The sequence below is a fragment of the Kitasatospora sp. NPDC093558 genome (assembly GCF_040683475.1).
Taxonomy (GTDB): Bacteria; Actinomycetota; Actinomycetes; order Streptomycetales; family Streptomycetaceae; genus Kitasatospora.
This window is the reverse complement of sequence record NZ_JBFBDY010000677.1, coordinates 1-3,216: the sequence shown is the minus strand read 5'-3', so window position 1 is coordinate 3,216 and position 3,216 is coordinate 1. Positions and strand designations below refer to the sequence as shown.

Genomic DNA, 3,216 nt, shown 5'->3' with positions numbered 1-3,216 from the left:
CTACGGCCTGCGCCCCAGCGCCGGGCGCTACCCCTCGGCCGGTGTCACGCCGCTGTCCACCACCCGCGACACCCCCGGCCTGATGGCGCGCACCCTGGACCGCCTCACGGCGCTGGACACCTGCGTCACGGGGGAGGACGGAAGCGTCCGAGCACCCGCCCGGCCGGTCCGGCTCGGCCTGCCGCGGCACGTGTTCACCGAGGACCTGGAGCGCCCGGTGCGGTCCGCCTGGGAGGCGGCCGTCGCCCGACTCGCAGCCGCGGGAGCGGAGTTGGTCCCGGTGGACACGGCGCACCTGGCCGCGTACGACTCCCGGGTCGGCTTCCCGCTCGTGTTCGGCGAGTTCGGCGCCGCCCTCGGCCGCTACCTCGACGAACACCGCACCGGGCTCACCCCCGCCGACGTCCTCGACGCGGTCGCCGACCCGGCCATGGCGGAGACGCTCAAGGCCACCGTACTGCCCACCGCCCCGGGCCACTTGGGGCCCGCCGTCCTGCGCGGTGCCCTCGCGGAACGGCAGGCGATGCAGGCCGCCTACGACGACCTGTTCACCGCCCGCGACCTGGACGCGATCCTCAGCCCCACCGTCCCGGTGTGCGCCCGGCCCCTGCACCGGCACGAGGACTCCCTGCCCCTCAACGGCCGGGACGTGCCGACGTTCTCGACCCTGATCCGCAACACCTCCCCGGCGGCGACGGCGGGCCTGCCGTCCCTGACGGTCCCCCTCCCGGTCACCGGGTCCGCCCCCGTCGGCGTGCAACTCATCGGCCAGCGGATGGCCGACCGGGAGCTGCTGGCCGTGGCCGCACGGATCGACGCCCACCTGCGCGGGTGACGCGCGCCGCACCGCCCGCAGTGGCGGCAGCGGCGGCATCGCGGATGCGCAGGGCGATTAGGCTGAGCTGGTCGGCCGACCGGCCGAGCCCGGGGGAGGGGCCGCTACGTGACGCTGATGGAGCACGATCCGCGGGAGATCGGCGGGTACCTCCTGGAGGGCAGGCTCGGTGCGGGCGGGATGGGCGTGGTCTACCGCGCCCGGTCGGTGTCCGGCCGTCGGGTGGCGGTCAAGGTCATCCGGCCCGAACTGGCCGCGGACGCCGAGTTCCGGGCGCGCTTCCGGCAGGAGGTCACGGCCGCCCGCAAGGTCAGCGGCGCGTTCACCGCACCCGTCCTCGACGCGGACGCCGACGCCCCGGCGCCCTGGCTCGCCACGCTCTTCATCCCCGGTCCGTCCCTCGGCGAACGGGTCGCCGACCAGGGCCCGCTCACCCCGCCCGAAGTCCGCCGCCTCGCCGCCGGACTGGCCGAGGCCCTGCAGGCCATCCACCGCGTCGGACTGATCCACCGCGACCTCAAGCCCGGCAACGTCCTGCTCGCCGAGGACGGCCCGCGCGTCATCGATTTCGGCATCGCCCGCTCGGTCGGCGAATCCCCGCTGACCAGCACCGGCGTCGCCGTCGGCACCCCGCCCTTCATGGCACCCGAACAGTTCCGCAGCGGCACCGCGACGCCCGCCACCGACGTCTTCGCCCTCGGCTCCGTCCTCGTCTTCGCCGCCACCGGACGCAGCCCCTTCGGCGCCGACTCCTCCCACGCGGTGGGCTACCGCGTCGTCCACGAGGAACCGAGCCTCACCGGGCTCGCGGCGGAGCTGCGACCGCTGATCGCCGCGTGCCTGGCGAAGGAGCCCGAGCAACGGCCCACGGTGGAGGCGCTGTTGGGCATGGTCGCGGCGGGCGTGCCGAAGCCGACGGTCCGGCTGCGGACGGGACCGGTGCTGCCGGCGGCTCCGGCCCCGACGGCACGCGCGACCGTCGTCCCCACGCCGGCTGCCTCTGCGCCTCCCGCTGTCGTCCCCGCCCCCGTTCCCCCCGCTGACCGCCCGGGCAAGGCCATGCTGATGCTCGTGGCGCTGGCCGTCGCGGGATTCACGCTCATCGGCTCGCTGGGCTTCCTCTCCTGGTGGATCCTCCAGCCGGACGGCGGGCCGGATGTCCCCCTGGCCGAGTCGACCGGCGTCATCTGCGCCCCCGCCGGCAAGGCGACGATCGGCACCGACGGGATGGCGGCGGCCCTCCTCCAGCAGTGGAAGGCCGACTTCGCGAAAACCTGCCCCGCCGACCAGCTGACCCTCGACACCGCCGGCGCCGCCGTCGGCACCGCCACGGACCGGTTCGCCAACGGCGGCCTCGACGCCGTCGCCGTGGACACCGCGCCGAGCGACGGCCAGGCGGGCACGTACGCCAAGCACTGCGCCACCGGCCGGGCGGTCCAGCTCCCGGTCACCGTGCTGCCGGTCGCGGTCGTCTTCAACGTGCCCGGCGTGTCCGACCTGACCTTCGACGCCCCGACGCTCGCGAAGGTCTTCCGGGGCACGATCCGGACCTGGAACGACCCGGCGATCCGGGCGCTCAACCCGATGACGGTGCTGCCGAACTCCCCGATCGCCGTGCGGGTTCCCTCCGGCGCCTCGTGGTCCACCTTCGTCTTCACCCAGTACCTCGCCAAGGCGGCGCCCGCCGACTGGCCGGTCCAGCCGGGCACGGCCTGGCAGGCCGAGCCGCCGCTCCCGCCCGGCCCGGGCGCGTCGGGCCTGCCGGCCGACGTCCGCGCCACCCAGGGATCGATCGGCTTCGTCCCGCTGCGGGACGTTGGCACCCTCAGGACGGCCCGGGTGCGGACCGCCGACACCGACGCGGAAGCGAGCCCCGCGTCCGCGAGCATCATGGCCGAGACGGGCACGGTGAACAGCGCGGGCGGCAGGGTGACGGTCACGCTCGACTACCGGCAGCCCGTCAGGAACGGTTACCCCATCGTCGAGTTCGGCTACCTCGACTTCTGCGAGCAGGGCGAGGCCACCCCCGTCATGGCGGCCTTCGCGTCCTACGCGGTCAGCATCCCGGCCCAGATGGTGGGCGACGGCATGAGGTACGGGGCGCTCCCCACGGCGGTGGCCCAGAAGGCGCAGGGCGCCCTGGCCGACCTGCGGTCCAAGTAGGGACACGCGTGCTCCCGACCGTCGTACCGGCGCCCTAAACTCGCCCCGTGAAGGGGGACGAGCGTACGGGCGCGCCCGATCCGGCCGGGGCCGCCGATCTGGCCGAGTTCATCGAGGCGTTGGAACGGCTGCGGCTCTGGGCGGGCGGGCCGTCCTTCCGGACGCTCGCCAAGCGCGCCGGGCCGCTGCTGCGCCCGCCGCAGGCCGTCTCCCACACC

Annotated in this window: 2 protein-coding genes; both read left to right on the top strand. The window is 75.3% G+C overall.

The genetic code is table 11. The features are described from left to right. The coding region (locus AB0O00_RS33580; protein WP_363658299.1) for an amidase family protein at positions 1-835 on the top strand (835 nt) is incomplete at its 5' end. 117 nt (positions 836-952) lie between these two features. Further along, the gene (locus tag AB0O00_RS33575) at positions 953-2,998 is read left to right on the top strand and encodes a serine/threonine-protein kinase (protein ID WP_363658301.1); all 2,046 of its coding nucleotides are present in this window, start codon (positions 953-955) and stop codon (positions 2,996-2,998) included. Positions 2,999-3,216: the final 218 nt, after the last annotated feature.

What these genes read in the sequence shown, in the direction of transcription:
- AB0O00_RS33575 (WP_363658301.1), top strand. Translation starts at nt 953, where the DNA reads ATGGAGCACGATCCGCGGGAGATCGGCGGGTACCTCCTGGAGGGCAGG.